The organism is Serratia sp. ASV30, assembly GCF_016428815.1.
Classification (GTDB): domain Bacteria; phylum Pseudomonadota; class Gammaproteobacteria; order Enterobacterales; family Enterobacteriaceae; genus Chania; species Chania fonticola_C.
Genome location: NZ_JAELTL010000104.1, coordinates 1 through 7,917, shown reverse-complemented (window position 1 = coordinate 7,917; position 7,917 = coordinate 1). Strand labels below are relative to the sequence as shown.

The 7,917-nt window shown below is 46.9% G+C and carries 9 protein-coding genes; 8 read left to right on the top strand and 1 reads right to left on the bottom strand.

Features of this window, described 5'->3' with window-relative positions; all coding sequences use genetic code 11:
- Nucleotides 1-98: 98 nt before the first annotated feature.
- The 8 genes from JHD74_RS25045 (at nt 99) to JHD74_RS25010 (ending at nt 7,335) form a co-directional block, all read left to right on the top strand.
- Nucleotides 99-629 carry a fimbrial protein gene (locus tag JHD74_RS25045; RefSeq protein ID WP_199063790.1) on the top strand — a complete coding sequence of 177 codons (531 nt, stop codon included), beginning with the start codon at nt 99-101 and terminating at the stop codon, nt 627-629.
- Between the two features lie 71 nt (nt 630-700).
- A complete protein-coding gene (locus JHD74_RS25040) occupies nt 701-1,240 on the top strand; it encodes a fimbrial protein (RefSeq protein WP_199063789.1) in 540 nt (179 codons plus the stop codon).
- Between the two features lie 120 nt (nt 1,241-1,360).
- Nucleotides 1,361-3,892 (top strand): outer membrane usher protein, encoded by a 2,532-nt coding sequence (locus JHD74_RS25035; protein ID WP_199063788.1) that lies wholly within the window; start codon nt 1,361-1,363, stop codon nt 3,890-3,892.
- Between the two features lie 84 nt (nt 3,893-3,976).
- Nucleotides 3,977-4,747 (top strand): fimbria/pilus periplasmic chaperone, encoded by a 771-nt coding sequence (locus JHD74_RS25030; protein WP_199063787.1) that lies wholly within the window; start codon nt 3,977-3,979, stop codon nt 4,745-4,747.
- A 113-nt stretch (nt 4,748-4,860) separates the two neighbouring features.
- Nucleotides 4,861-5,334 (top strand): fimbrial protein, encoded by a 474-nt coding sequence (locus JHD74_RS25025; RefSeq protein WP_199063786.1) that lies wholly within the window; start codon nt 4,861-4,863, stop codon nt 5,332-5,334.
- A 14-nt stretch (nt 5,335-5,348) separates the two neighbouring features.
- The gene (locus JHD74_RS25020) at nt 5,349-5,834 is read left to right on the top strand and encodes a fimbrial protein (RefSeq protein WP_199063785.1); all 486 of its coding nucleotides are present in this window, start codon (nt 5,349-5,351) and stop codon (nt 5,832-5,834) included.
- A 13-nt stretch (nt 5,835-5,847) separates the two neighbouring features.
- Entirely contained in the window at nt 5,848-6,396 is a 549-nt protein-coding gene (locus tag JHD74_RS25015) for a fimbrial protein (RefSeq protein WP_199063784.1), read from the top strand.
- Between the two features lie 132 nt (nt 6,397-6,528).
- Nucleotides 6,529-7,335 (top strand): hypothetical protein, encoded by an 807-nt coding sequence (locus JHD74_RS25010; RefSeq protein WP_199063783.1) that lies wholly within the window; start codon nt 6,529-6,531, stop codon nt 7,333-7,335.
- A gap of 250 nt (nt 7,336-7,585) precedes the next feature.
- On the opposite strand, the gene JHD74_RS25005 is transcribed toward JHD74_RS25010, so the two are convergent.
- Complete coding sequence (locus JHD74_RS25005; RefSeq protein ID WP_199063782.1) at nt 7,586-7,840, bottom strand: hypothetical protein; 255 nt, start codon at nt 7,838-7,840, stop codon at nt 7,586-7,588.
- Nucleotides 7,841-7,917: the final 77 nt, after the last annotated feature.

Genomic DNA, 7,917 nt, shown 5'->3' with positions numbered 1-7,917 from the left:
TTCGTTGTTTTTGTAGTAAACGGGAATGGATATGCGTTTATATTTAGGCTGGTTACTATTTCAAGTACTCTGTAAATCATTATTTAAAGGAATGTGAAATGAAACTGAACAAAATTGTATTAGGTGTTTCTTTGGCTATCGGGGTTGTTTCTTTTGTTCAGGCAGCTACTACCGATCCTGGTCATGGTACAGTAACTTTTACCGGTTCTATTATTGACTCACCATGTTCTATTGACTCTGAAAGTATTGACCAGACGGTTGATCTGGGGCAGGTGTCTAATGTTGCGCTGAGTAATAAAGGCACCTCTACCCCGAAGAACTTCTCAATTAAACTGGAGAAATGCAACATTGGTGATAAAGGAAAATCTGTTACCGCCAAATTTACCGGTGCGCAAGGATCGACTGCGGGTATGCTTGGTATTACCGGTTCAGCAAAAGGTGCTAGCATCGCAGTAACCGATGGTAACAATAAACTGATTACGTTGGGTACTGCAACCGACACGCAAATATTGCAAGATGGTAATAATACACTGCTGTTCTCTGCTTATTTACAGGGTGATGGTGCTTCAGGCAGTGTTGTGCCTGGCGATTTCGAGAGTGTTGCCAACTTTACCCTTGATTATCAATAAAATAAAACTTCCTTATGCATGTGGGGTCACCCACATGCATTTATTGCCGACGAATACTGAAGAGCCTGGATATGTACAAAAAAATAAGTAACCCCATGCTCTTTATACTATTGAATCTGTGTGTAATAAATCAAGCTTGCTCTACTCAGGCCCAATCTTGGGGGCGAGTGAATATGGTTGGCGCTATTATTGAAGCAGCGTGTGCAATAGGCACTAACAGTGATGATCAAACCATTAATTTAGACCAGTTGCATACCAGCAAAATCATCCGTGATGGTCAAAGTAGGGCGTATCCTTTTTCGATTCGCTTAGTCAATTGTACTTTAGCGCAGAACAACGTGTTATTAGCGGATTGGCGACTATTTCAAATTACTTTTGATGGACAGAATAACACGGGGTTATTTGCTGTAAAAGGTAAGGCTAAAGGCATTGCTCTGCAAATTACCGATAGTCAGGGAAATATCGCTATACCCGGCACTCCTTTACCTTTGGAAAACAGAGCCTCAAAAGAAACAGCATTAAATTATTCCTTACGGTTGGTGGGTAATCATCAATTATTAAGTTTTGGAGAATATACCTCTACGGTAAGATTTAAAGTTGACTATTACTGATTTTGTATCATGGCATAGCATTACTTTACTCTTGACCAGAAATGGGTTTATTTTTGCGTAGTCATTATTTAACTAATGGAAGTGGCGCTTAATGGAGTTATATAAGAAGGTCTGATAATAATGGCATTATTTTATTTTAAGGCATTGTCTTCGCGTCCGTGTATTCTAGGGATAATCATTAGTTATATTGTTAGTGGGACGGTGTTTTCAGCCCAGGCGACTGAGTTTCAATTTAATACCGATGTATTAGATATTAACGATCGTACTAATATCGATTTTGCACTGTTTTCCCGCAGTAATTATATTATGCCGGGCGACTATATGATGTCGGTGCAGATTAATAAACAAGAGTTGTTAGAACAGCCGGTGGTTTTTTATGCCTCGGAAGGTGATCCTAACGGCAGTGAGGCCTGTGTTAGCCCAAAGTTAGTTGAGCAATTTGGCTTAAAATCTGCGCTGAAAGAGAAGTTGGCCTGGTGGCATCAAGGGCAGTGCTTGATGATATCTAGCTTGCAGGGGATGACCGCCAAGGGAGACTTAGGCGCAGCCATGCTCTATCTGAATATTCCGCAGTCTTATCTGGAATACGCCTCAGATGACTGGGATCCCCCTTCGCGCTGGGATAATGGTATTCCTGGGTTACTGCTTGACTATAACCTTAATGTTCAAACACAGCGGCAACTTAAACAGGGTACTCAAGGCTATAACGGCAGTGGTAACGGCACTCTGGGTGCTAATCTGGGTGCCTGGCGTTTACGTGCTGACTGGCAGGCCCGTATTGACCATCAAAATGGGGCTGAGCAACCGACGCGGACCTCATGGGATTGGAGCCGTTATTACGCCTATCGGGCAATATCCTCTCTGGGGGCCAAGCTGACCCTCGGCGAGAACTTCCTCAACTCAGATATTTTTGACAGTTTCCGGTTTGCCGGTATCAGTCTGGTTACTGACGACAATATGTTGCCGCCGAACCTGCGTGGCTATGCGCCTGAAGTGACCGGAATAGCTCGCACTAATGCCAGAGTCATCATTAGCCAGCAGGGGCGGATTTTACAGGAAACTCAGGTTGCGTCCGGGCCATTTCGTATCCAAGACATCAATAATACAGTATCCGGTCAATTGGATATTCGGGTAGAGGAACAAGATGGCACAGTGCAAATATTTAAGATGGATACCGCCGATATTCCTTACCTGACAAGGCCTGGCACGGTGCGCTACAAAGTGGCGGTAGGGCGCCCATCAGATTGGAAACACCGTAGCAACGGCCCGATATTTGCGACCGGTGAGTTCTCTTGGGGGATCAGCAACGGCTGGTCGTTGTACGGCGGAAGTGTGGTTGGGGTGGACTATAACGCACTGGCTGTGGGAACTGGCCGCGATTTAATGGTGCTGGGAGCATTGTCATTTGACATCACACAATCGCGCGCAGTGTTGCCGCAATCGGACAATGTTCTGTCTGGGGGAACCTACCGTCTGAGCTATTCGAAACGCTTTGATGACTATGACAGCCAGGTCACCTTTGCCGGATACCGCTTCTCGCAGCAGAACTATATGAGCATGAGTGAGTATCTGGATGCCCGCACTTATGGCACCCGCTCGTTGAATAGTAAAGAGATGTACACCATCACCTTTAATAAGCAATTCAAAGAATTAAATTTGAGTGCCTATCTGGACTATAGCCACCAGACCTATTGGGACAAACCGGCCAGTGATCGCTATAACCTGACGCTGTCGCGCTATTTTGATCTTGGCCGTTTTAAGAATTTAAGTGTGTCGATGACGGCTTACCGCAACAAGTTTAATGGCTCCAATGATGATGGCATGTATTTGTCATTCTCGATGCCGTGGGGCAACAGCGGCTCTATCAGCTATAGCAGCAGTCTCGATCGCAACAATAATACCCATCAGGTCAGTTACTACGATCAGATAAACGAGCACGATAGCTATCAGTTAACGTCCGGGGTTTCACGCAGCGGCGCGACCGCCAGCGGTTTTTACAGTCACCAGGGTGATATTGCACAAATTAATACCAACGCCAGTTATCAGGCCGGGAGTTACTCATCGCTGGGAATGTCACTGCAAGGGGGAGCGACAGCCACCCTTGAAGGTGCGGCATTACATCGTTCAGGTCCTATAGGAGGTACGCGAATCCTGTTAGATACCGACGGCGTGTCCGGAATACCGATACACAGTTATGGCGCAAGCACGGCATCTAACCGTTTTGGTAAAGTTGTAGTTGCAGATGTGAACAGTTACTACCGCAACCGGATCAGTATTGATCTAAATAAATTGCCCGATAACGCTGAGACAACACGTTCAGTGGTGCAGGCCACTCTGACCGAAGGGGCGATTGGTTATCGCCACTTTGATGTGATTTCTGGCGAGAAAGCTATGGCAGTTATTCGTCTGGCTGACGGTTCAACACCTCCATTTGGGGCCACTGTGATGAATGCGAAGCGGCAGAGTGTTGGCATTGTGAGTGATGGCGGCAGCGTTTATCTGAGCGGTATCCTGCCGGGTGAATTGATGCAGGTTTATTGGAACGGCGGTGCGCAGTGTGAATTGGCATTACCGACCTTGCTGTCGAACAGCAACCAGACCGATTTGCTACTGCCTTGTCGCCTATTGAAGGAAAGCAATAAAGGGAAGTAAGCGCGGCAAGGCCCCTCTGCAGGGATGCATTTTTTATAGGCAATCAAGCGTAACTAAACACTCTTTTGGAATAGGAACAGGTTAATGAAACTGAAGATAGCAACATTGAAGCTAGTAACACCGCTCATTACTGGCGTGGTGTTATGTGCCCTGAGCACGCCATCGGCCTTTGCTGCCATTGCACTGGATCGTACCCGAATCATTTATGATGGAGGCCAGAGGTCGCTTAGTGTAAATATTAGCAATGAAAACAAAAAATTGCCTTATTTAGCTCAAGGTTGGATTGAGGATGCGCAGGGCAATAAAATAACCAGCCCACTGACGGTACTCCCTCCCGTGCAACGGGTTGAGCCTGGTGCCAAGAGCCAGGTCAAAGTACAAGGGCTGCCAGCAGCGAACTTACTGGCTCAGGATCGGGAATCCTTGTTCTACTTCAACCTGCGCGAAATTCCACCGCGTAGCGACAAACCCAATACCTTGCAAATCGCCTTACAGACGCGCATCAAATTGTTTTACCGACCAAAAGGGTTAATGCAGACCACCACCGAGATGGCAACACCGTGGCAGGAACAAATTACCCTGACCAAGCAAGGGGACAGCTATTTAGTGCATAATCCAACGCCCTATTTTATCACGGTAGTGGATGCCAGTAGCAGTATAAAGGGCGAGTCGATAAACAGTTTTGAACCCCTAATGGTGGAGCCAAAAGGCAGTGGTACGCTTAAGGCCAGCGCCAGCGCACTGGGTAACCGCCCGGTACTGACCTACATCAATGATTACGGTGGCCGGCCAAAACTGCAATTTAACTGTAGCGCAGCCGGTTGCCAAGCCAAGTCCGTGAAAGATAGCTACTAATAGCATCGGTGGATAAGGCGCAAGATGGAGGGATAAATGCCCGATAAAAGCAAATTACCTCGCCAAGATGCAGATCAGTTTGGGGCCAATTTATGACAATGCGGTTTTTTCTAATGGGCATTCTGTTGCTACCCAGTACGTTGGTACATAGCGCTCAAACATCAACAACCGTGACTGTTAAAGTCACGGTTCTTGCCCAGTTGCCTTGTATATTGAATGGCGGCAAGGTGGTTGAAGTGAATTTTGGTAACGATATGGTGACCAAAAAAGTCGATGGTAAAAATTACATACGACCGATCCCTTTCGAACTGGTTTGCTCTGGTGAGGGCGATAATACCATGAAATTACGAATAAAAGGAACCCAGGCCAGCTTTGGTGGAACCAATACATTAGAGACCAGTAACCCCAATCTAGGCATAGACATACAAATTAAAGGGTTTGGCCTGAGATTCCCCCTGAATAGTGACGTAGGATTCACTTACCCGAAAATGCTGTCACTGCAAGCTGTACCGATTAAGAGGCCAGGCAGCACCCTGAGTAGCGGTAGTTTCTCCGCCGGAGCCACAATCACTGTCAATTATGAGTAAACAGGAGAAAGAAGATGACGCAATATTTAACCGTAATCCTACTGCTGATTGGCAGTTGTTTTAGCCCGATACTGTTAGCTGCAGATAACCTATTATTTCGCGGTACGTTGGTTGAGGTACCGCAATGTGTCATCAGTGATATGAATACTGTGGATGTTAATTTTGGTGACAAGGTCGGAGTCAGCAAAGTGGACGGTGTGAACTACCTGACAACCATTAACTACTTCATCACCTGTGAACAAGGCACGTCAGGATTTGATATGACGCTCACGCTGAGTGGCAATAAAACCACCTATGACGATGCGGCGATAGAAACCAACCATCTGAATCTGGCTATCAGAGTGTTGCAAAACGGCAAGCCATTCACCTTGGGTAAGCCGGTGGCCATCGATCCGAAAAATCCACCGAAGCTGGAAGCAGTACCGGTCAAAACCCCCGGTTCAACCTTAACCGGTGGCGCGTTCCTCGCCAGTGCGACCTTACAGGCGAGTTATCAATGACCGGGGGTAAGTGATGAGGCGCAATCACCGGTCAGATAAGCGCTGGCTGAGTAAGGGGCTGGCGGGCGCAATGCTGTTTTTAAGCGTTACCACCCAAGGTGCTGACAATGTTCGCTTTCACGGTGAACTGGTGGCGGAGACTTGCGTGATCCCCCCAGGCGAGGAAAATATCCAACTGAACTTTGGCACGGTTATCGACCAATACCTGTATCTAAACCAACGCACTCACGGGCAGCAATTTGAGCTGCACCTGACGGAGTGTGATCTCAGTATAGCCAATAGCGTGCGTGTTACCTTCAGCGGTAAAGAAAACCTTAACTTGCCGGGGTTATTGGCGTTAGATGCTGCCAGCCAGGCTACGGGCATTGCGATTGGCATGGAAACGCTGGCAGGCAAACTGTTGCCATTGAATTTGGCCGGGCAGAAATACCCACTGGCGAAAGACAGCAACCTGATCACCTTTAAGGCGTATGTCAAAGGTGAACCGCAAGCGATCACCCACCAAAGTATTAAACATGGGCCGTTTAGCGCAGTGGCAACCTTAAGTCTGGAATATGAGTGACGCTGAAACTGATTGCCTGCGGGCGTATCAGGCTCGGTGGCATATTTTGTTAGCAGGGCTGCTAAAAATATTGACCGATAATAAAAAACCGCCTCCTGCTGTATATTTTTATCAATTATATAGAGTAACTGTATGAAATTTTCGCAATTCTGCCTTATTACACTTGCGGCCTTGTACTCCGTAACGGCGTTCTCGGCATATAATATTACTTCGTTCGAAATATCAGGAGATGAAATATCCGGGTCGGGTGTCTGGGTGACCCCGCCCGCAGCGGGTTTGACTTGTGTCCCAAAGCCTCACATATGGTATCCTCTGGATTGTGGTGCATATTTGGCTGTTATCCCTTCGCCACCAATACCTAAGTGGATGCCGATGCTCGCTGTTAAAGCCGGCTTTATGTATGGGGAGACAAACACGCAGGCGATGTGGGAAAAACACAAATCCAAAATCGACGGTCCGTTTGGAGTGAAAATGCCCACCCCCCTTCCTCCTGGTACAACGTTGTGTCTCCAGTTTATAACGACACTAGTTCAATATCCAGGGAACAGTCAGCCCCCCTCTCGCAACAGCTATCCGATGGCCGGAGAACCTTGTGTCCCTGCGAAAGCCACTGCATCCTGTATGGTAGCAACCAGCTTGACTATCGACCATGGCACCGTAGCGATCCCCCGCGTAGATGGCCATAGTGCGAGCACCCCTCTGACCTTCTTTTGTAGCGGCCCCACTAACATAACTATTCGCCCCGCATTGCCGATCATGATGTCTGGAAACCTCGCATCATCGCTTTTTGTGGACAATCAAGATGTAGCAAAAGGTGTAAGCCTACGGACGGAAGCAGGGGTAACTACTTTTGATATTGAGTCGCGTTTGTTGGCTTTAGGTAAAGTAACTGCTGGAGCCTCGACTGGGAGCGGAGTGTTGATCATCGAGTACAACTGAGACTTTGTGCTTAAACAGAACGCTATTTGATATTTGGCCTCAAACACTAAGTCTGGTTATTCACTCAATAAGGGGTATTTTCCAGCGGGCGCTGAATGAGGGTAATGGAACTATTTCTTGCCCCCATTCAGTTTGTTTTTAAATAGAGGTCAATAACACTGCTGCTCCAATATATATCCGTGTTTGAATAGAAAAAGTATTGGACACTTAGAATAAACTCAAATGCGGTGTAACTATTCATTATTATAACTTAAATAAGCACCAGTGGTTTATTTTTTAAGCTCACTTTACAATCCTGCTCCACAAGCATTGAATGGAGAAAGTCTTTATTAAGACATAAGCCATAACGTGGTATTGTCATAATAAAATCATTAGGGAAACCTTTTTTGGTTAACCGAGTTCTGGTCTTGTGAATAAGTTGGTGGTAGTGCATTTCTTTGGCGTTAACATCTTCTCCCCCCCATACCAATTCAATGATTCTTCTCTTCTCATTGATGCCTTTCATTCTGTCTCTTATACACATCTAAAATGGGGGGGGGGGGGGGGGGGGGGGGGGGGGGGGGGGGGGGGGGGGGGGGGGGG